Annotated in this window: 16 protein-coding genes; 10 read left to right on the forward strand and 6 right to left on the reverse strand. The window is 41.3% G+C overall.

The genetic code is table 11. The features are described 5' to 3' along the window. The first annotated feature begins 2 nt into the window (after positions 1–2). From BFS30_RS14470 to BFS30_RS14480, 3 genes are all read left to right on the forward strand, one after another. Positions 3–2006 carry an OmpA family protein gene (locus tag BFS30_RS14470; protein WP_083252056.1) on the forward strand — a complete coding sequence of 668 codons (2004 nt, stop codon included), beginning with the start codon at positions 3–5 and terminating at the stop codon, positions 2004–2006. A gap of 222 nt (positions 2007–2228) precedes the next feature. Then, on the forward strand, positions 2229–3095 hold the full coding sequence (locus BFS30_RS14475) for an ROK family protein (RefSeq protein ID WP_069379935.1): 867 nt from the start codon (positions 2229–2231) through the stop codon (positions 3093–3095). A gap of 11 nt (positions 3096–3106) precedes the next feature. Then, positions 3107–3925 carry an alpha/beta hydrolase gene (locus BFS30_RS14480; RefSeq protein ID WP_069379936.1) on the forward strand — a complete coding sequence of 273 codons (819 nt, stop codon included), beginning with the start codon at positions 3107–3109 and terminating at the stop codon, positions 3923–3925. A 150-nt stretch (positions 3926–4075) separates the two neighbouring features. Here BFS30_RS14480 and BFS30_RS14485 read toward each other — a convergent pair whose 3' ends face one another. Beyond that, positions 4076–6616 carry an ATP-dependent Clp protease ATP-binding subunit gene (locus BFS30_RS14485; RefSeq protein ID WP_069379937.1) on the reverse strand — a complete coding sequence of 847 codons (2541 nt, stop codon included), beginning with the start codon at positions 6614–6616 and terminating at the stop codon, positions 4076–4078. A 273-nt stretch (positions 6617–6889) separates the two neighbouring features. Here BFS30_RS14485 and BFS30_RS14490 point away from each other — a divergent pair, with 273 nt between their 5' ends. Both BFS30_RS14490 and ettA read left to right on the forward strand, forming a co-directional pair. Then, positions 6890–7105 (forward strand): hypothetical protein, encoded by a 216-nt coding sequence (locus BFS30_RS14490; protein WP_069379938.1) that lies wholly within the window; start codon positions 6890–6892, stop codon positions 7103–7105. A gap of 137 nt (positions 7106–7242) precedes the next feature. Further along, positions 7243–8922 (forward strand): energy-dependent translational throttle protein EttA, encoded by a 1680-nt coding sequence (gene ettA / locus BFS30_RS14495; RefSeq protein ID WP_069379939.1) that lies wholly within the window; start codon positions 7243–7245, stop codon positions 8920–8922. 71 nt (positions 8923–8993) lie between these two features. On the opposite strand, the gene BFS30_RS14500 is transcribed toward ettA, so the two are convergent. Further along, positions 8994–9911 (reverse strand): sugar phosphate isomerase/epimerase family protein, encoded by a 918-nt coding sequence (locus BFS30_RS14500; RefSeq protein ID WP_069379940.1) that lies wholly within the window; start codon positions 9909–9911, stop codon positions 8994–8996. A 235-nt stretch (positions 9912–10146) separates the two neighbouring features. On the opposite strand from BFS30_RS14500, the gene BFS30_RS14505 reads away from it, so the two are divergent. The 4 genes from BFS30_RS14505 to BFS30_RS14520 are packed head-to-tail and all read left to right on the forward strand — an operon-like array spanning position 10147 to position 14473. After that, positions 10147–11112 carry a formylglycine-generating enzyme family protein gene (locus tag BFS30_RS14505; protein ID WP_069379941.1) on the forward strand — a complete coding sequence of 322 codons (966 nt, stop codon included), beginning with the start codon at positions 10147–10149 and terminating at the stop codon, positions 11110–11112. Between the two features lie 45 nt (positions 11113–11157). Further along, on the forward strand, positions 11158–12477 hold the full coding sequence (locus BFS30_RS14510) for a Gfo/Idh/MocA family protein (RefSeq protein WP_069379942.1): 1320 nt from the start codon (positions 11158–11160) through the stop codon (positions 12475–12477). Between the two features lie 13 nt (positions 12478–12490). Then, positions 12491–13501, forward strand: coding sequence for an FAD:protein FMN transferase (locus BFS30_RS14515; RefSeq protein ID WP_069379943.1), 1011 nt, complete (start codon positions 12491–12493; stop codon positions 13499–13501). A 36-nt stretch (positions 13502–13537) separates the two neighbouring features. Next, complete coding sequence (locus tag BFS30_RS14520) at positions 13538–14473, forward strand: hydroxypyruvate isomerase family protein (protein ID WP_069379944.1); 936 nt, start codon at positions 13538–13540, stop codon at positions 14471–14473. A gap of 6 nt (positions 14474–14479) precedes the next feature. Here BFS30_RS14520 and BFS30_RS14525 read toward each other — a convergent pair whose 3' ends face one another. The 4 genes from BFS30_RS14525 to recN form a co-directional block, all read right to left on the reverse strand. Further along, complete coding sequence (locus BFS30_RS14525; RefSeq protein WP_069379945.1) at positions 14480–15553, reverse strand: PA0069 family radical SAM protein; 1074 nt, start codon at positions 15551–15553, stop codon at positions 14480–14482. A gap of 39 nt (positions 15554–15592) precedes the next feature. Further along, on the reverse strand, positions 15593–16861 hold the full coding sequence (locus tag BFS30_RS14530) for a carboxypeptidase-like regulatory domain-containing protein (RefSeq protein WP_157262926.1): 1269 nt from the start codon (positions 16859–16861) through the stop codon (positions 15593–15595). A gap of 63 nt (positions 16862–16924) precedes the next feature. Further along, entirely contained in the window at positions 16925–17749 is an 825-nt protein-coding gene (locus BFS30_RS14535; protein ID WP_069379946.1) for an enoyl-ACP reductase FabI, read from the reverse strand. Positions 17750–17823: 74 nt separating this feature from the next. After that, the gene (recN, locus tag BFS30_RS14540; RefSeq protein ID WP_069379947.1) at positions 17824–19479 is read right to left on the reverse strand and encodes a DNA repair protein RecN; all 1656 of its coding nucleotides are present in this window, start codon (positions 19477–19479) and stop codon (positions 17824–17826) included. A gap of 341 nt (positions 19480–19820) precedes the next feature. Here recN and BFS30_RS28195 point away from each other — a divergent pair, with 341 nt between their 5' ends. Next, the gene (locus BFS30_RS28195; RefSeq protein ID WP_420488424.1) at positions 19821–20450 is read left to right on the forward strand and encodes a hypothetical protein; all 630 of its coding nucleotides are present in this window, start codon (positions 19821–19823) and stop codon (positions 20448–20450) included. The last annotated feature ends 166 nt before the right edge of the window (positions 20451–20616 follow it).

The raw sequence follows: 20616 nt of genomic DNA on the forward strand, positions 1-20616 counted from the left end.
ATATGAACAGAACAGCATTCAAAAGTCCAAATTTACTGATGAACAGAATTGTGGTCATCAGTATAATGGCATTATTCCTTGGCAATTATGGAGTGGCCCAGGAGCAGTTGAGCAGGAAGCAACAGGCCGATGTGCTCTTTAATCGCTTTGAATATTATAATGCCGCACGTTTATATCTTCCGCTTGCGGAGAAGAAGAAGCCGGATGTTAAACTATTGGAAAAGCTGGCAGAATGTTACCGCATGATGAATGATTACGAGGTGGCCGAAAAGTGGTACGGCAAAGCTGTAGCGGATGCGAAAGCCAAACCAATGAGTCACTATTATTATGCTGAAGCTTTGCAGCGAAACAAAAAGTTTGATCTGGCAAAAGAACAGTACCGTGTTTACGGAAATCGTACAGGCAAATCCGGAGAAATGAACATTAAAATCTCTTCCTGTGATAGTGCCGCTTTATGGATAGGACAACCCAAAGATGTGAAGATTAGAAATATAGAAGCCTTAAATACAAAATTCGCAGACTGGGGCCTGAATTATTATGGGAACGATGGTTTTGTCTTTACTTCTGAGCGGAGCACTGATGAGAAAGAGAAGAATAGCGAAATCTATAAATGGACGGGAAACCCATGGCTAAAGCTTTATCTTGCCAATGCTGAAAATCAGCCAGGGCAGGAGCTTTCTGTGGTGAATCAACAGAACATGCCTTCAAAAGTAGATTACCACGTAGGTCCATTGGAGCTGAATGCTGCAGGTGATGTCGCTTTTGTTACGATTGCAACCCGGGCTTCGGCATCACAATTACCGCTGGATAAAACTGATGGTAAGATTAAAGAACGTTTGTATACCCGTCGGTTGGAATTGATGACTGCAGTGAAAAAGGACGGAAAATGGGGAGATCTGAAAGCTTTTCCCTATAACAATGTAAAGGAATATTCCTTAGGACATGCAGCCCTTTCTAAAAATGGCCAGGTTTTGTATTTCGCTTCAGATATGCCTGGTGGATTGGGTAAAACGGATATTTGGTATACTGAACTTCAATCCGATGGAAGCTGGGCTAAACCGGTGAATTGTGGAGCAGAGCTTAATACGGCAGAAGAGGAAGCCTTTCCTACAATCGGTTCTGAAGGGGAATTGTATTATTCCTCAAAAGGCAAAATCGGGATGGGAGGATATGACATTTATAGCAGCAGGGGAGAGAAAACGCAATGGGGTAAATCGCGGAACCTGAAATATCCGCTGAATTCTACAAGCGATGATTTCTATCTTGTCAGTAAGGATGGAAAAACGGGTTATTTCTCTTCTAACAGAGAGGGTGGGGCAGGTGATGATGACATTTACGGCTTCAGCGATCAGACGCCTGCAGCGATCATTCTGGCCCTGGATGGAACAGTATATGAACAGAAGACTAAAACTACCTTAGACTCGGTACTGGTGACCTTAACAGACGGGAATGGAGTTGCTGTTAACCGAAAGGTCACCGGACAGAATGGAAATTTCTTTTTCGGCTTAAGCAGAGATCAGGATTATAAAATTGAAATCAGTAAGTTCGGGTATACTTCTGTTTTTAAGACTTTAAGTACAAAGGGAATGGCGAAATCCGATACCTTAAATATGCAGGCTTTTCTGGATAAGGATAAGTTTGAGCCTGGAAAAACGTACGTGCTAAGAAATATTTACTATGATTTTGATAAGGCAAATATCAGAGTTGATGCAGCCAGAGAGTTGGATAAGCTGCTGGCAATCTTAAAAGAGAACCCGGCCATCTGGATTGAATTATCTTCACATACCGATAGCAGAGGAGCAGATCAGTATAATCAGTGGTTATCCCAGAGAAGGGCTAATTCTGCAGTACAATATCTGATCGATAGAGGAGTTGAACGTGAACGCATCAAAGCTAAGGGCTATGGAGAGACCATGTTATTGAACAAATGTGCAAATGGAGTGAAATGTAGTCATGCTGCACATCAGCTTAACAGAAGAACAGAATTTAAAGTGATTAAAAAATAGAATTCAAAGAAATAGAATGTATAGCGGGATACTTTTTTAGTATCCCGCTTTTTTTATCTTAAACAAGGTCTTTGTTGCCCTGTTAAAAGTTGTTTTGTTTTATTTGAAAAGAGTTGGATAATTAGTTCGTTAAAAATATTGCTAAAACTATTTAACAACTATTAGAATATACAAAACTTATTAATTAATTTGCTGAGATTTTAAATATAGATAACAGCTAAAATGAATTCAACATCTTCCAAACTTCCCTATATAGGAGTAGATATAGGTGGCTCCCACATCACCGCTGCTCATGTAGATGCGACCACATATAAAGTAATAGACAGTACGATGAAGCGCGAACGCGTCGCATCAATGGACTCTGCAGAAGTAATTCTGGAATCCTGGTTAAGTGTACTTTCCTCCCTCATTATCAGGGCTAACGGAGAAAATTCCAAAATAGGGATCGCCATGCCGGGACCGTTTGATTATGAACATGGGATATCCCTGATGAAGGGGATGCAAAAGTACGATGCATTATACAACATCAATGTTAAGGAAGTACTGGCCAGGCGATTGGAAATACCTGAAAAAGACATTGTATTCATCAATGATGCCGAAGCTTTTTTACGTGGTGAGCTTGCTTCCGGTGCAGCTGCAGATAAGGATAGGGCGATAGGGGTAACGCTGGGCACCGGTCTTGGGTCTACAAGTAATGCAAGTGGGATTACGGTAGATATGAATTGGGCATTTCGTCCTTTTAAAGAAAGCATTGCTGAGGAATACATTTCTACCAGATGGTTTTTGAAAAGATATAAGGAAATTACCGGGGAAGAGGTTAAAAATGTGGAAGAGCTGTTGGCAAAGGCTGATCAATCTGTTAAAGATCAGGTTTTTGAGGAATTTTCAGACAATCTCAGTATCTTTCTGAATGATTTAATTGCTCAGGAGCAACCGGAAGTGGTGGTGATTGGTGGTAATATTGCCAAAACGTGGGAACACTTTATAATTGCGCTGAAGGATAAGATCACAGATAAATCTATAGCCATCAGACAAAGCGAAATGTGGGAAGATGCAGCTCTTGTAGGTGCAGCGAGCGCATGGGCTTAAAACGAAGATAAATGAGAAAATGCTTTTTTATTGCAGGAATATTGGTCCTGTTGAGCCAGTCAGGCGCTTTTGCGGCGAAGGTAGATACGGTGCTCACGTATAGTACTGCAATGAAAAAGAAGATAAAAGCGGTGGTTGTCATTCCTGATAACTATGAAAAAGAAAAAAGCTTTCCGACGGTATACCTCCTGCATGGTTATGGCGATCGCTATGATGGCTGGATAAATAAGGTGACTATACTGAAGAAGTATGCAGATGATTTTCAACTGATCCTGGTTTGTCCGGATGGGAATTTTTCCAGCTGGTATATAGATAGTCCTGTAGATCCGGAATGGAAGTATGAAACTTATATCTCCACTGAGCTGGTTAGTCAGATTGATCAGCAATATAAAACGCGAAGAGACAGAAAAGGAAGAGCAATTACAGGACTGAGTATGGGTGGGCATGGCGCATTATCTCTTTCTTTCAAGCACCAGGATGTATATGGTGCTGCCGGAAGTATGAGTGGTGGAGTAGACCTGACTCCCTTTCCGCTCAACTGGGACATTGCAAAAAGACTAGGTAGTTATGAGCAGCAGGCAGAAAGATGGAAAGCAAATAGTGTATTAAACCTGACCCATTTGCTGGTTCCTAATAAACTGGCATTAATTATCGACTGTGGAAGAGATGACTTCTTTTATCAGGTTAATAATAAGCTTCACGAAGAATTGTTGTATCGCAACATCCCACATGATTTTACCATCCGGCCCGGTGCACATAACTGGGATTACTGGAAAAATGCAATTGGTTTCCAGCTGATGTTTTTCAATAATTTTTTTAATAGTAAATAGTTTTCATAACAATTTAAGCGTTCTCTTTCCTTGCTAAGGATGTTTGGTAGCAAAACGTTGTCTAAAGCAATAAAACCGGGATTACATTTCATAAAAAAATCCCCTTTCAACTTAAATGAAAGGGGACTTTTTATGAATATTCCGGGTGCATTACTCTACACTTCCTTCTTCTTTTTTCTTTTTCTTACCCGGACTTTTGTTTTCTACAACAATCTGATCACTCTCTTTGTCGTAATCAATTTCAAGTATATCACCATCATTGATTTCACCTTTTAATATTTCTTCAGCAATTGGATCCTCCAGGTATTTCTGAATGGCACGTTTCAGTGGCCTTGCTCCAAAGTTGATGTCGAAACCTTTATCTGCGATGAAGTCTTTGGCTCTCTCAGTTAATTTTACTTCATAACCAAGGTTATGAACACGTCCGAACAGAGATTTCAACTCAATGTCAATGATTTTGAAGATCTCTTCTTTACCTAAGGTATTGAAGACAACTACATCATCTACACGATTCAGGAATTCCGGAGCAAAAGCACGCTTTAACGCATTTTCAATTACGCCTCTTGAATGTGCATCTACCTGGTTTGTTTTAGCTGATGTAGAGAAACCAACGCCTTGTCCGAAATCTTTCAATTGGCGTGCGCCAATATTGGAAGTCATGATAATAATGGTATTTCTAAAATCTACCTTACGACCTAAGCTGTCAGTTAACTGACCTTCATCCAATACCTGTAATAAGATGTTAAATACATCAGGATGAGCTTTTTCAATTTCATCTAAAAGAATAACCGCATAAGGCTTACGACGAACTTTTTCAGTCAGTTGTCCACCTTCTTCATAACCTACATATCCCGGAGGCGCTCCCACTAAACGGGAAACCGCAAATTTCTCCATGTACTCACTCATATCGATCTGGATCAAAGAATCATCGCTGTCGAACATGAAGCGGGCCAACTCTTTTGCCAGCTCTGTCTTACCAACACCTGTAGGACCTAAGAAAATAAATGAACCAATTGGCTTCTTAGGATCTTTTAATCCGGCTCTGGTACGCTGAATTGCTTTTGTCAGCTTCTTAATGGCATCATCCTGTCCGATAATCTTTGTTGCTACTGTATCGTACATGTTCAATAGTTTAGCACTATCGGTTTGGCCTACACGTTGCAACGGAATACCGGTCATCATGGAAACTACTTCTGCCACATTATCTTCCGATACGGTATAACGTTTGGTTTTAGTTTCAGCTTCCCATGCAGCTTTCGCACGATCCAGCTCCTCTAAAAGATTCTTTTCGGTATCTCTTAATTTGGCAGCCTCTTCGTATTTCTGGCTTTTTACCACTTTATTCTTTTCAAGCTTGATCTCTTCAATCTTGTTTTCAATCTCAATGATGTTCTCAGGAACATGGATGTTCGTTAAATGTACCCTTGAACCAGCTTCATCTAAAGCGTCAATGGCCTTATCAGGTAAGAACCTGTCGGTAATATACCTTGAAGTCAGGGCAACGCAGGCATTGATCGCTTCATCAGTGTAAGTTACCCCATGGTGATCTTCGTATTTTTCTTTGATACGGTTCAGGATCTCAATGGTTTCATCCGGTGTAGCCGGTTCGATCATTACTTTTTGGAAACGACGGTCTAATGCCCCATCTTTCTCAATATACTGACGATACTCATCTAAAGTTGTAGCACCAATGCATTGAATTTCTCCTCTTGCCAACGCAGGTTTGAACATATTCGACGCATCAAGTGATCCTGAAGCTCCACCGGCACCTACAATCGTGTGAATCTCATCAATAAATAAGATTACATCAGTAGATTTTTCCAATTCATTCATGACCGCTTTCATGCGCTCTTCAAACTGCCCGCGGTATTTAGTACCAGCTACTAATGAGGCCAGATCTAAAGTTACTACCCTTTTGTTGAACAATACCCTGGAAACCTTACGTTGAACAATACGTAAGGCCAGTCCTTCTGCAATAGCAGATTTACCTACGCCTGGTTCACCGATCAGAATCGGATTGTTCTTTTTACGGCGTGACAGGATTTGAGACACACGTTCAATTTCTTTCTCACGGCCTACAATAGGATCCAGACGGTTTTCTTCCGCAGCTTTTGTTAAGTCTCTTCCAAAATTATCTAAAACCGGGGTTTTCGATTTGATATCTGACACTTTCTTAGGGCTACTGAAGCTTTCTTCTTCACGGTAATCATCATCACCACCAGTTGATGCGCTATTTTGAGTCTCATCTCTGAAACCGTTTTTGTTCACTTCAACTTCCTGTTTGAAAATCTCGTAATTGATGCTGTATTGTAATAAGATTTGAGAAGCGATGTTATCGTCATCGCGTAGAATAGACAGTAACAGATGTTCTGTTCCAATCAGATCGCTTTTGAAGATTTTAGCCTCCAGATACGTGATCTTTAAAACCTTTTCGGCTTGTTTGGTCAATGGGATATTTCCCAGATTAACTGTAACACTAGACGTACCTCTAACAGAGTCTTCTATCGAACGACGAAGTTTTGAAGTGTCAACACCCAGTGATTTTAATATCTTGATGGCCATACCGTCGCCTTCGCGAATTAGGCCTAACAATAGATGTTCTGCGCCTATGTAATCGTGACCTAATCTCAGGGCTTCTTCCCTGCTAAAAGATATCACGTCTTTTACTTGTGGAGAAAATTTAGCTTCCATATATACCTTTCTAAATCGGGAATGCTCTAAACTATAAAATTTGTTTTATAAAAAGGCACCCCTGATTTTTTTATTTTATCAACAATTACGCCATAGCAGGAGAAACGGATGTCGCAACTGCCGATATTTCAGAAATCTTACTAAGTTCTGACTTTATTGGTGATATTTCCAATCCGATAAGCAAATATGTCAGATGGAAATGATCGACATTTCTCTAACAGCTGCTAAATTACTGGTGATCAGAATTTTCAAATTTTAAGCTCTATAATCCCTATGACTAAGATAATCTGTAAATGCGGACATATAATTGCTGACCAAACTGATGATCTTCCTTGTAAAGGGTATTATATTAAAGATACACATATTGAGGAATTATATGAAGTATTCGATCCTATAGATCAGTTAATTGATGCAACTTGTGAAAGTTATTCATCCAGCAGGGAGAGGAAAACCGATTCAAAACATATAAATGATAACCCTGAAGATTAATATTCCTGTGATATCTGCTAAACAATTTTTTAATGGGCATTACATGCTTATCTTTGTCGCCATTGACCTGATCAGGGCGGCGAATAACCTTGTAATAACCGAAAGCCTGCTAAGGGCATAAAATATAATAAGCAAATATGTCAGACGAAAAAATAATCTTTTCAATGGCGGGGGTAAATAAGATTTATCCACCCCAAAAGCAAGTTTTAAAAAACATCTACCTTTCCTTTTTTTACGGCGCCAAAATTGGCGTGATCGGTTTGAATGGTTCTGGTAAATCATCTTTATTGAAAATCATCGCAGGTTTAGATAAATCCTTCCAGGGGGAAGTGGTTTTCTCACCAGGATATACGGTAGGTTATCTGGCTCAGGAGCCTGAACTGGATGAAAATAAAACCGTTAGAGAGGTTGTAGAAGAAGGAGTAGCAGAGATTACAGCTATTCTGAAAGAATATGAATCCATCAATGAGCAATTTGGATTACCTGAGGTTTATGAAGATGCTGATGCAATGGATAAACTGATGGTAAAACAAGGGGAGCTGCAGGATAAAATTGATGCAGTGAATGCCTGGGAACTGGACAACAAGCTGGAGCGTGCCATGGACGCACTTCGTTGCCCTGATCCGGATGCTAAAATTGGTGTTTTATCAGGTGGTGAGCGTCGCCGTGTAGCCATGTGCCGTCTGTTATTACAAGAACCAGATGTACTGTTGCTGGATGAGCCTACGAATCACCTGGATGCAGAAAGTATTGACTGGTTAGAGCAGTTCTTAAAAGACTATAAAGGAACTGTAATTGCAGTGACTCACGATAGGTATTTCCTTGACAACGTAGCTGGCTGGATCCTTGAATTAGACAGAGGTGAAGGTATTCCATGGAAAGGAAATTATTCATCCTGGTTAGATCAGAAGGCGAAACGTCTGGCACAGGAAGAAAAAACAGAAAGCAAGCGCCAGAAAACATTGGAGCGTGAGCTGGAGTGGGTACGTATGGCGCCAAAAGCAAGACATGCCAAATCTAAAGCGCGTTTGTCAAACTATGACAAACTGGCTTCTGAAGACTCCAAAGAACGGGAAGATAAACTGGAGCTTTTTATCCCTGCAGGACCGAGATTAGGAAATGTGGTGATCGAAGCCAATAACATTACTAAAGCCTATGGTGATAAGCTGTTATTTGAAAATCTGAGCTTCTCTTTACCTCCTGCGGGTATTGTAGGAATCATTGGTCCAAATGGTGCCGGTAAAACAACTTTATTCCGCTTGATTACGGAGCAGGAAACACCTGATACCGGAACATTCAGGGTTGGTGAAACTGTAGCTTTAGGTTATGTGGATCAGATGCACAATGACCTTGATCCTAATAAAACTGTTTATGAAAATATTACTGATGGCTTAGATAACATTCAGCTGGGTAATAAGGCCGTGAATGGAAGAGCTTACGTATCTAAATTTAACTTTAACGGCGGTGATCAGCAGAAAAAAGTAGGTGTACTTTCAGGAGGAGAGCGCAACAGGGTGCATTTGGCTATCACTTTGAAAAAGGGAGCGAACGTATTGTTACTCGATGAGCCGACCAATGATATTGACGTGAATACCTTAAGGGCACTGGAAGAGGCGCTGGAAAACTTTGGTGGATGTGCGGTAGTGATCAGTCACGACCGTTGGTTCTTAGACCGTATTTGTACGCATATCCTTGCGTTTGAAGGGGACTCGCAGGTTTACTTCTTTGAAGGAAACTATAGCGATTATGAAGAAAACCGTAAGAAACGTCTTGGAGATGTAACTCCACACCGGATTAAATATAGAAAACTGGTTTAAATGACCCAAAGAAAAACGGCTGCATCTGAAAAGGTGCAGCCGTTTTGTTTTTTGTATGGATCGGCTTTTGTTTAGAATTTACTTCTTACGCGTTCCAGCAGCTCCTTGGTTTTTTTGATCCCTTCCTCTTCGGATAATACAGAGCCTTCATATTCTATTCCGACAATTCCAGACCATTTGGCCTCTTTGATGATCTCGAACATGCGGGTGTAATCAATGTCCTTTTCTTCTCCGTCTTCCTTAAAATTATGAGTTTTCGCACTCACTCCTTTGGCATAAGGCATCAGGTCTTTTACACCCTGGTATTTATCGTATTCTTTCTCCGCACTGATTCTGAAGTTTCCAAAATCAGGGAGTGTACCGCAATAAGGGTTGTTAACTCCTTTGATTACCGAAGATAACCAGTTTCCATCAGAAGAGTAACCCCCATGGTTTTCTACAATAATATTGATCTTGTTTTTCTTTCCATATTCGGTCAGTTTCCCCAGACCATCGATCGCTGCTGTTTTTATTTCCTCGGCTGTTCCTGTTCCTGCAGCATTTACGCGAATGGTTTTACAACCCAGAAATTTGGCTGCATCCACCCATTTATAATGGTTCTCTACGGCAATTAATCTGGCTTTATCATCCAGGTCACCTAAATGCCCCTCTCCGTCAATCATGATCAGGTGATTTTGGATCCCTTCGCTGTCTGTTCTGTCTTTCAGCTCTTTTAAATAAGCCTGGTCTGTTTCCTTCTTTTTGAAAAACGGACTAACATATTCCACGATATGGATGTCAAATTCGTTCTTTGCTTTTAGTGGAAAATCAAGATTACTCAGCTTTCCGGCAAAGAGAGATTTGTGAAGTGACCACTGAGCCAGGGAGATCTGAAAAAAATCTTTCTTACCTGCAGCAAAGCCTTCTAAAGGAAGGAGGGAAGAGATTCCTGCGGCGGCAGATAAGATGCCCAGATCTCTGATAAAATTTCTACGGTCTGTCGTTTTCATTTGTGGTTAGTTTTAGCGTTGAATAGTACAAGGTATTAATTTCTGCCTGCACTAAAAAGAGCTTTGAAAAAAAGGTCCTGAATGAGTTGTTAGCGCCAATATTTGTCACAACTTAGTGTGTTTTTAACACATTTTGTTAATTAATGCTGTTGCAGATTTGGGATTTACCCTAAATGCTTCTATTTTAGGGATTAAATAGGTCAGGTAAAATATCAGTTGTATCAAAATCTTATAGATGAAAGTTAAAATATTATTGACAATTCCACTCTTGGTTTCTGCTTTTTGCGCCTCTTCTCAGGAAAAAAGCAGTGCTTATACACAACAAATTGACGGAACAAAACTAAGCTTTGAAATGAAAGCGATACCAGGTGGCGAATTCCAGATGGGTAGTAAAAAGGGAAAAGCAGACGAGCAACCGGTTCATAAGGTATCTATTGATCCTTTCTGGATGAGTAGCTTTGAGGTAACCTGGGATATTTATGAACCATTTCTATATAAAGATTACGAAACCACACATAGTACCGGACCTGTTCCTGCCAATGTCGATGCGGTAACCCGGCCAACAAAACCATACCTTGATATGACCTTTGGGATGGGAAAAGAGAACCATCCCGCATTGGCGATGACACATTATAATGCCATTCAGTATTGTAAATGGTTGTATGCCAGAACAGGTGTTTTTTATAGACTACCTACAGAAGCAGAATGGGAATATGCATGCCGCGCAGGTAGCCAGGAAGAGTACGCTTTTGGCAACGAACCAGCTAAACTTGGAGACTATGCCTGGTTTAAAGAAAACAGTGAAGGAAAAACACATGTAGTGGGACAGAAGAAACCAAATCAATGGGGCTTGTATGACATGTATGGCAATGTAGGAGAATGGACTTATGATCAATATGCTCCTGATACTTATGCAGGAATAAGTGGAGAAAAAGCGAAAAACCCGGTTGCTGTTCCAGATAAGTTATATTCCCATGTGATCAGAGGAGGCTCCTATGATGATGTAGCAAAGGACCTGCGTTCGGCGGCAAGACTAGCTTCAGATCCGGTATGGAAACAACTTGATCCGCAGATCCCGAAAAGTAACTGGTGGTTTCCTGAAGCACCGTTTATTGGAATGCGATTGGTCAGGCCGGTAACGCCGCCATCAAAAGAAGCCATTGATGCTTATTATGATAAACCCGTAATCAAAGACTACTAAAGAGAACTCACACTAACAACCAAATATAAACCAACCAACAAAACTATGAACAAAGAAGAATTGCGTGATAAACGCCGTGAATTTTTAAAGGCATCTGCACTTGTAGCGGGTGGCGTAATGTTAAATCAATTTGCCTTTGCCGGCGGTCATTCTTCTACGGATGATACCATTAAAATTGCACTGATCGGATGTGGAGATCGTGGTACAGGTGCCGCATTTCAGGCATTGAGTACCAAACAGAATATAAAACTAGTAGCCATGGCTGATGCATTTCAGGATCGCCTGGACAATAGCTATAAAGTACTTTCAGATAAATTTAAAGAAAAGGTAGATGTTCCTCAGGACCGCAGATTTGTAGGTTTTGATGGTTATCAGAAAGCCATTGCTCTGGCAGATGTGGTTTTATTGGTCACTCCTCCGGGTTTCAGACCTACCCATTTTGAGGAGGCAATTAAGCAGGGGAAACATGTATTTATGGAAAAACCTGTTGCGGTAGATGCCCCGGGAGTCCGTAAAGTACTTGCAGCAGCAGAATTGGCAAAACAGAAAAAATTAAATGTGGTGGTTGGGCTTCAGCGCAGGTATCAGGCAAACTACAGAGAAACCTTAAAACGGATCGAGGATGGTGCAATAGGAGACATTGTGAGTGGGCAGGTATATTGGAATAGTGGCGGGGTATGGGTGAAAAAACGCCAGCCGCAACAAACGGAGATGGAATACCAGATGAGAAACTGGTATTATTTCAATTGGCTATGCGGAGACCATATTGTAGAGCAGCATGTACACAATATTGACATTGCAAACTGGGTAAAAAATGCTTATCCCGTTTCTGTTCAGGGAACAGGAAGTCGTGCCTGGAGAACTGGAAAAGATTACGGAGAAATCTATGACAACCATGCGGTGGAGTTAACCTATGCCGATGGATCTGTTATCTATAGTCAGTGCCGCCATTTTGAAGGCATTGCGAATCGCGTAGATGAAACCTTCCAGGGAACAAAAGGCCGTACCTATTTATCAGCAGGTAATAACGGGGTACTTTGGGACCATAAAGGGAAAGAATTGTTTAGCCACCCGACTAAAGGAAATGCGAATCCATACCAGACAGAACATGATGAGCTTTTTGCAGCTATTGCAAAAGGAGAATATAAATTTGCTGATGCGGAACGTGGTGCAAAAAGTTGTTTCACTGCAATCATTGGCAGATACGCTACTTATTCCGGACAGACTATTAAATGGGATGAGGCATTGAAGGCAGACAACAGCCTGATGCCAGCTGAATTGAGCTGGACGGCCAATCCGAAACTAATGCCGGATGAAAGTGGTTTGTATCCAATCCCTACACCAGGGAAATCAAAAATAATTTAAGCAAAGCCTGCTTGTGGCGATTGTCCATAAACCGGCTATCCTGCTCTTACCGCTGCTGATCTCTCTTTTCCTGCAAAAGAAAGACCAGCAGCAGTATAGTATTCATGGTTACGCCCAGGGAACAGACTATTCCATTAAATATTTTGCGGAAGATAGTGTGGTGACCAAGAGGTCTGTAGATAGCATTTTGCTAAAGATAGATTCTTCTATGTCCCTTTATAAGCCTTATTCTTTGATCAGTCAATTCAATCGCTCGGCGAATGGGATCTTGCTGGATGCTCATTTTACCAGGGTAATGAAAAAGTCTTTTGAGATTTATAAAGATACTCAGGGAAAGTTTGATGTGACAGTTGCGCCCCTGGTCCAGGCCTGGGGTTTTGGGCCAAAACCTGTATCGCTTTTTCCCGATTCTGCGATGGTTAGGCAACTGCTTCAGAATGTCGGGATGAATTATCTGGAACTCCGGGGAAACTACCTTAAAAAGAAGAAACCAGATGTAAAGATCGATTTGAATGGTATTGCCCAGGGGTATAGCGTGGATGTTGTGGCCGGTTATCTGTTAAGTAAGGGCATTCGTTCTTTTGTGGTAGAGATTGGTGGGGAACTTAGAGTAGAAGGGCCTAAACCTGATGGCACTGTCATGAGGATAGGAATTGAAGGACCTGCATTATCTGCTCAGTCGGAACCAGAGATCAGACATGTGCTGAGTTTCAGCAGCGGGGCAGTAACGACCTCTGGAAATTACAGAAAATACCTCCAGCGTGGAAAAGGAAAGATTGCCCATCTGATCAACCCTAAAACGGGTTATCCTTTAGACAATCAACTGATCAGCGTGACGATTTATGCAAAAGATGCGATTACGGCTGACGGATATGACAATGCGGTCATGTCGATGAGTGTGGATGAAGCACTGGCCTTTGTTGCCGCGAAAAAGGGGATGGAAGCTTATCTGATTTACCATCGTAAGGATGGAAGCGTGGCAGATACCCTGAGCAGTGGCTTCAGAAAAATGATCGTAAAATAAACAACAATTTAAACCCAGACCAACCAAAGCATAGTTATGAAAAGAATAGAATTTTTAAGAAATAGCTTTATTGCCACCGGGGCGGTATTGACCGGATCCTCGATAAGTGCAGCTGCTGCGTTACCAGAAGATACTTTGGCAAAAGGACTTGCAGGAAAAACTTTTAATCTGGATTATGCACCACACCAGGGAATGTTTGCCAATCATGCAGGTAAAAGTTTTCTGGATCAGATCCAGTTTATGTATGACCAGGGTTTCAGGTCTATTGAAGACAATGGTTACCTTGGAAGACCAGTGGAAGAGCAAAAGAAGATAGGAGACCTGCTGGCTAAACTAGGTATGAGAATGGGCGTTTTTGTAGTGGATGGAGGCGATAACTGGAAAACGTCCCTTACTACCGGAAAGAAAGAGTTTAAAGATAAATTTGTAGAAACCTGCAAACAGTCGGTGGAAGCTGCGAAGAGGTGTAATGCCAAATGGATGACCGTTGTTCCCGGATTTTATGAACGTAAACTTCCTTACGGAAATCAGATGGCTAATGTAGTCGATGCAATGAGGGCCGGAGCGGAAATTTTTGAACCTCATGGTCTGATTATGGTACTGGAAACATTGAGTGATACTCCTGAACTTTTCCTTCAGCAAACTCACGAAACCTATAACGTGTGTAAAGCCGTAAACAGCCCTTCCTGCAAGATTCTGTATGATATTTATCACATGCAGAAGACCGAAGGAAACCTGATTGTAAATATGGACCGTTGCTGGGAAGAGATTGCCTATATTCAGATCGGTGATAATCCGGGACGGAAAGAACCGACAACCGGAGAGATTAATTACAAAAATCTATTTAAACACATTTACAATAAGGGGTATAAAGGCGTGATGGGAATGGAACATGGCAATTCTAAGGGGGGTAAGGAAGGAGAACTACGTGTAATCCAGGCTTACCGCGAGTCGGATGATTTCTTGTCTTAAAAGCGTTTAAAATAAACTAAACTGGGCTTGAGGAATTTTAAATAAGCCTGAGTCCAGTTTAATTACCCGTTCATTTAAATGGTTCAGCCTGCAATGCAGTTTAAAACTATCCCTAATCAGTTTTGCAATGTGGCCATCACCTCTCATTCTTTCTCCAAACCTGCTGTCGTTCACATTTCCTCCATGACAAGACTGAATGGCATGCCAGACTTTTTCAAAGCGGTCCGGAAAGTTCTTGCGTAGCCAGTCTTCAAAAATACCGGCAATTGCACCATTTAGCCTGACGATGGTATAACCTGCTGCTCCTGCGCCGGCATTGGCTGCCGCTTTTAAGACGGCGGGAATTTCATGGTCACTTAAACCAGGAACCAACGGGGCGACCATAACCCCCATGGGGATGCCTGCTTTGCTGAGCTCCTCTACCACCTTTAACCGTTGTTTGGCTGTGGTTGTTCTGGGCTCCATTTTTAGCCGGAGTTTTTCGTTCAGGCTGTTTATGGATACATAAACCACGCATAGGTTTAGCCTGGCCATCTCGGACAGGATATCAAGATCTCTTAGAATTAAGGCATTTTTAGTGATCAGGCCTATAGGTTGCCTGTATTCCAGGGCAATTTCCAGCAAAGACCGGGTAATTCTGAACTGTCTTTCTGCCGGCTGATAACAATCGGTGTTGCCAGACAAAGAAATTACTGAAGCATCCCAGTCTTTTCGCTCCAGAAACTTCCTGAACAATTTTGGTGCATCTTTTTTTACGATGATCTTCCTTTCAAAATCAAGTCCGGCACTAAATCCCCAGTATTCATGAGCATTCCGGGCATAACAATAGGTACATCCATGTTCGCAACCCTGATACGGGTTAAGGGAATAAGCCATACCTACATCCGGACTCGCAACTTTGTTAACGATAGATTTGCTCTGACCTATGATGAAGGTAGTTTTATGATCTTCTTCTTCCCAGTCGTCGATTCCTTCGGGATGCGTTTTCGCATAGTCATCCTTCGCAAACCTGTTGTGCGGATTGAACTGTGCACCTCTGCCTTTAAAGTAATTGTCTTTAGGTTCCTCGTCTAATATCATTAGTTAAAATTACTAATAATATTAGTAATTTGCAAATGCTTATTCTTCTTTTGTATTGGGGATGTAATCCATAGGCACCATGTCAGCAATTTTTTCATATGCCCAGAATCCCGCCAGCAGTACTGATTTTGGATTAAAAATACCTCCATTTGCGTAGAAATGTATAGGCCCTTTGAGAATATGAAGGGTGGAGATCTGGTAATTTGGAACATCGAGAGGTCTGGTCATAGAATGGCCGGAAAAAGCAGTATAGTCCTCAGATTCCCTTTCTCTGGTATTGATCACATACAGATCTCCGTTGAAATTCATCGTCTTTACATCTTTATACAACTGGGCAACCAGTGTATCTGTGAGCACTTCCGATCTGTCCAGAACATTAAGGGATTTAGGAACTGCCCTTTGTTTAAGCCAGTAACTAATCGAGTCATTTAGAGGAGAGCTGAATCCCGGGCCAATCCGCACAATGGTGTTTCCAGGTTTGTACAGACGTTTGATACTGGCATTGATCAGGCTGTCAGGAAGTCTGTTGCGGTTTGGGATGCTCATCATCTTATGGATGATAAAGCCTTCATTTTTTGTGGTATTCTGATATAGGGACCGGAAGAAATGCTGTGAAGATCCTGCATAAGCAATTTCTCTTTTTTGAAACCAGCTTCTTCTTTTTGAACCGGATCCGGGTAGTTCTTCAAAATAAGGATGACCGGCATAATACACTACATTTTCTGTGAAATCCCTTTCAAAATATTCAAGAAGGTATTTAATGCGGTAGCCAAGCGACTTGTTTTCAATGAGTAGAAATTCATTGGCCGTTACTCTTAATATTTTCCTTTCTTTATCATATTCTGTCTGAATTACCTGTGGGTTCAGAATTTTGCATTTCTCAGCATTGGGTGTTTTTCCAATAAAGTATTCCCTGAACATTTCCAGATAGCGTGCCCGGTTTGGGTCTGCTTTGATTACCACTTCTTTCAGTTGAATGGTATTGTCTTTTAGTACAACCTCTATTTTAACCGGCTTATCGGATATGAGCACATTTTTACTAAGTGGAAGATAACCCATCATCTGGATCAGTACATCATAATTGCCGGCTGCAATATTGGTCAGCATAAATTGTCCGTTGCCATCCGAAACCGTGGCGGTCTTGTAGCCGCTCAGATAGACTCCTGCTCCGGGAAGGGGTTTTCCTTCTCCATCCTTAATCGTTCCGGAAATATGGAATTTATTTTGTCCAAAACCGTTGAGCGCACAAAATAAAAGCAAAGTGTAACAGCACAACCATTTCATCATCTGGCTAATGTAACCAATCATTTATAGATTTAAAAGCACAAAAAAAAGCCCTTTTCAGGGCTTTCCTTATTTGTGTATGACTGATCAGGATTCTGATTCAATTCCCAGTCTTTTCATTACCTCATCGCTTACCCCGGTTGAGGAGTAACCCCCGTCGTGGAACAGGTTCTGCATGGTTACCATCCTGGTGAGGTCAGAGAAGAGCGTAATACAGTAATCGGCACATGATTCCGCATCGGCATTACCCAGCGGAGCAACAGAGTTGGCAAAATCAAAGAAATCGCCGAAACCTTTGACTCCGGAACCTGCCGTAGTTTTTGTTGGAGATTGGGAGACGGTATTGATCCTTACCTTTTTCTCTAAGCCATAATGGTAACCAAAGCTTCTGGCAATGGATTCCAGCATGGCCTTAATGTCTGCCATGTCTGTATAAAACGGATAAGTCCTTTGTGCCGCCATATAAGTTAAGGCTACCACACTACCGCCTTCACTGATGGCATCCAGTTTTTTAGCTACAGCTAGCATTTTATGAAAAGAAAGCGCGGATACGTCTATCCCTTTCATGAAATAATCATAATTAGATTCTGCGTAAGGGATCTTTTTACGGATGTTTACACTCATTCCTATAGAATGCAATACGAAATCTATTTTTCCACCTAATATTTCTTGTGATTGTATATAGAGGTTGGTCAGGTCTTCGACACTGGTTGCATCAGCAGGGACGATCTTTGAGCCTGTTTTTTCAGCTAAGGCATTGATTTCTCCCATACGCATCGCGATAGGAGCATTGGTTAAAACAAATTCAGCACCTTCTTCGTGTGCTTTTTCAGCTACTTTCCATGCGATAGAATTCTGGTCCAGTGCACCGGTAATAATGCCGCGTTTACCTTTTAATAAGTTATACATAATTTCGTGTTTTGTTATACATTACTTAGTATCGAAAGTAATAAAAAATAACAAATACGACTCTGTCGGGCTTGTTTTTAATAACCAAGGAGTTCTTTTGCATTTGCTATGGCCGGAACTCCCGGATCTTTCCCACTGAGCATTTCAGCAATCACCTGGACCCGTTCAGCGGGCGCCAGTCTTCTGATGCCGGTGGTAGGGCGTACTCCCTTTTCATTTTTATATACAAAATAATGCGCTTCCCCTTTGGCGGCAATTTGCGGGAGATGGGTAATACAGATCACTTGCATATTTTTCTCCAGATCTCCGATTACATCGCCCACACGCAGGGCGGTCTCACCCGAAATGCCGGTATCAATCTCGTCAAAAATAAGTGTAGGTAAAGCAGTATGTTTAGCCATGATAGACTTGATCGCCAGCATCAGCCTGGAAAGCTCTCCTCCTGATGCGACTTTTCCTACGGGAGCAGGGGGCTGGCCGCTATTGGCAGAAAAGAGCATCACAATATTATCTTTTCCGTCTTTATTTAGTTCCTCCAGAATTGTTTGTTCAATTTTGATTCTGGCTTTAGGCATTCCTACCTGTTGTAAAACTGCAGCAACCTGATTTTCTGTACTAATAATTGATTTAGTCCGGTCCTCAGCGAGTTGATCTGCCATCTGAACCAATGTTGCCTTTAGTGCGATGATTTCCTTGTTCAGTCGGTCAATTTCTTCATCGCCACTCAACAATATATTCAGGTTGTCAGACAGTTGCTGACGGATATCGATCAGTTCTTCTACACTGTTGACTTTATGCTTTTGCTGAAGCGTATAGAGGACATCTAACCTTTCATTGATTTCTTCAATTCTGGCTGGATTAAAAACAATACTTTCCTCCAGGTTAAGGGTTTCGGCAGCAATATCTTTTAATTCGATCAATGCAGAGCGCAGGCGCTCATTTAAGCTGGCGTAATCCGGATTAAAGCGTTCAATGCTTTGGATCTGAGCGATCACTTCTTTAAGGATAGGAAGGGCAGAAGCTTCCTCTTCGCTCAAAAGATTATAGCCGTTTAACAGGCTTCTTTTAATGCTTTCTGCATTGTTAAGGGTTTGTAATTCGGTCTCTAAAACCGTTTGCTCGTCTGTTTTAAGCGCAGCATTTTCCAGCTCATTAAACAAAAACTGTTCATAATCCTGTCTGCTTTTCGCCTCGTCTGCTGCGGTTTGCAGGGCAGATAGCTGTTGCAGGTATTTTTTATATTGCTTGTAACTCTGACGGTAATCAGATAATAAGGACTGATGGTCTGCCAGTGTATCAACCACAGAAAGCTGGAATCCGGGATCATTTATTTCCAGGGTTGCATGTTGAGAATGAATATCGATCAGCCTTTCGCCAACCTGTTTCATAACCACAAGGGTAACCGGGGTATCATTAATGAAAGCCCGGGATTTGCCATCAGTGGAAATTTCTCTCCTTAATATCGTTTCCTCATGAAAATCAATGTCATTGTCTTCAAACAAATGCTGAAGGTTATGGTCTGTCAGTAAAAACAGCCCTTCAATAATGCATTTTTTTTCCTGATTAAAGAAATATTTAGTTTCTGCCCGCTGGCCTAAAATCAGCGAAAGGGCGCCCAGCATAATGGATTTCCCGGCACCTGTTTCTCCAGTGATGATGTTTAAACCTTTATCCAGGTTTAATTCCACACTGTCTATTAAAGCGTAGTTACGAATAGAAAGTTTCTGTAGCATATTACGCTGCTAAAATATGAAAACTTAAGCAATGGGTGATTATTCTTTTCCACAAAAAAGGCAGAAGAAAAATCCTCTGCCTCCATGTTGGTTTATTTGTGGTTTTAATATTTTAGTTATTCGCTCTTGCCGGTGCAGCAGCTTCTTTTTTCTTTTTCAATGCTTCTACCTCTTTGTCAAATTTCTCTTTGAGTTCCTTATATTCAGCGGAGTTACGAAGTTCTTTATTTTCCTGAGCCTTTTTTGAAAGCTCTTTGAAATTATAGTAATAATGATCACCCTCGCCGACATTTTTACGCATCTCTTCTACCTGTTTCTTCCATTCCGGAGAATTGAAGTATTTGCCTATTTCCTCGCCATTTTTACGGATCTCTTCCTGCTGTTTTTTCCATTCCGGAGAATTGAAATATTTACTCATTTCTTCTCCATTTTTGTGGATTTCTTCCTGTTGTTTTTTCCATTCCGGAGAGTCGAAATATTTACGGACTTCTTCTCCACTTTTCTGGATTTCCAACTGTTGCTTTTTCCATTCCGGAGAGCTGAAGTGCTTTTTCATCTCTTCTGCGTTTTTTAGGATACTCTCCTGCTGTTTTTTCCATTCCGGAGAGTTAAAGTGTCGTTTGATTTCCTCCCCGTTTTTCCGGATATCGGCCATGTTTTTTTTCCATTCCGGAGAATTGAAATGTTTACTGATTTCTTCGCCGTTTTTCCGGATATCAGCCATATTTTTTTTCCATTCCGGAGACTTCATAAATGCCAGGCTTGCTCCGGTAACGCTGTCTACAAAAACATTGAAGTTACCTGACTTCGGAAAGCTGACAAAAGTCTGGTTAAAAACTTCAGCTCTTAAACTATCAGGGACCTCTTTGATGGAGTTGTACTCTTGTTTATTTCCATTTGCATCAACCGTTACAATTTTAAACTTTCTTTTCTTTTTGGTCGTATCCGTATTCAGGTGTGCTGGTTGCTGAGCTAGTTTCAAGGCTTTCAGATCCTGTACTTTAAATTTTAGTCCGACACCGGCAATTTCTACGTCTTCTGTAAGCGGGGCTGTGTTGAGTGTTGGTTTTTCGGCTTTAGATGGTTTAACCCATGCTAAGGATATTACCGTAGCAATGGTAAGTGTGATCGCAAAAA

Source organism: Pedobacter steynii, from assembly GCF_001721645.1.
In the GTDB taxonomy this organism is placed as follows: domain Bacteria; phylum Bacteroidota; class Bacteroidia; order Sphingobacteriales; family Sphingobacteriaceae; genus Pedobacter; species Pedobacter steynii_A.

What these genes read in the sequence shown, in the direction of transcription:
- BFS30_RS14470 (WP_083252056.1), top strand. Translation starts at nt 3, where the DNA reads ATGAACAGAACAGCATTCAAAAGTCCAAATTTACTGATGAACAGAATT.
- BFS30_RS14475 (WP_069379935.1), top strand. Translation starts at nt 2,229, where the DNA reads ATGAATTCAACATCTTCCAAACTTCCCTATATAGGAGTAGATATAGGT.
- BFS30_RS14480 (WP_069379936.1), top strand. Translation starts at nt 3,107, where the DNA reads ATGAGAAAATGCTTTTTTATTGCAGGAATATTGGTCCTGTTGAGCCAG.
- BFS30_RS14485 (WP_069379937.1), bottom strand. Translation starts at nt 6,616, where the DNA reads ATGGAAGCTAAATTTTCTCCACAAGTAAAAGACGTGATATCTTTTAGC.
- BFS30_RS14490 (WP_069379938.1), top strand. Translation starts at nt 6,890, where the DNA reads ATGACTAAGATAATCTGTAAATGCGGACATATAATTGCTGACCAAACT.
- ettA (WP_069379939.1), top strand. Translation starts at nt 7,243, where the DNA reads ATGTCAGACGAAAAAATAATCTTTTCAATGGCGGGGGTAAATAAGATT.
- BFS30_RS14500 (WP_069379940.1), bottom strand. Translation starts at nt 9,911, where the DNA reads ATGAAAACGACAGACCGTAGAAATTTTATCAGAGATCTGGGCATCTTA.
- BFS30_RS14505 (WP_069379941.1), top strand. Translation starts at nt 10,147, where the DNA reads ATGAAAGTTAAAATATTATTGACAATTCCACTCTTGGTTTCTGCTTTT.
- BFS30_RS14510 (WP_069379942.1), top strand. Translation starts at nt 11,158, where the DNA reads ATGAACAAAGAAGAATTGCGTGATAAACGCCGTGAATTTTTAAAGGCA.
- BFS30_RS14520 (WP_069379944.1), top strand. Translation starts at nt 13,538, where the DNA reads ATGAAAAGAATAGAATTTTTAAGAAATAGCTTTATTGCCACCGGGGCG.
- BFS30_RS14525 (WP_069379945.1), bottom strand. Translation starts at nt 15,553, where the DNA reads ATGATATTAGACGAGGAACCTAAAGACAATTACTTTAAAGGCAGAGGT.
- BFS30_RS14530 (WP_157262926.1), bottom strand. Translation starts at nt 16,861, where the DNA reads ATGATTGGTTACATTAGCCAGATGATGAAATGGTTGTGCTGTTACACT.
- recN (WP_069379947.1), bottom strand. Translation starts at nt 19,479, where the DNA reads ATGCTACAGAAACTTTCTATTCGTAACTACGCTTTAATAGACAGTGTG.